Here is a 272-nt window from a genome sequence, read left to right as displayed (position 1 = left end):
ATTAATGCCAATGATACTGATGAAATTCAAAACATATCTGGGCAACTTTGGGAATTCGATGTGGAGCAGCGTAAGGTGACATTAGCAATTCTAATAGAGCTTTGCGATAGTTTGGTTTGGTGGACTCAGCGCTACAAGAAACCTAGACCCAACCAAAATCAAGGAGGACAAGCTGATGCCGAATAGTGAGTATATTCCATTGATGTATCGGGCACAGGTAGAAGGGCGATCGCAACTTCACCGACTAATTCCTAGGCACGAAACTAGTAGCG

The 272-nt window shown here is 43.8% G+C and carries 1 pseudogene; it reads left to right on the top strand.

Going from position 1 to position 272, the window contains the following annotated elements:
- Positions 1-186: pseudogene (locus GS601_RS23040) on the top strand (hypothetical protein); the annotation flags it as partial.
- Between the last annotated feature and the right edge of the window lie 86 nt (positions 187-272).

The sequence above is a fragment of the Myxacorys almedinensis A genome, assembly GCF_010091945.1.
Classification (GTDB): Bacteria; Cyanobacteriota; Cyanobacteriia; order Leptolyngbyales; family Leptolyngbyaceae; genus Myxacorys; species Myxacorys almedinensis.
Note: the sequence above shows the minus strand (reverse complement) of the source record. Positions and strands in the feature narration are given on the sequence as shown.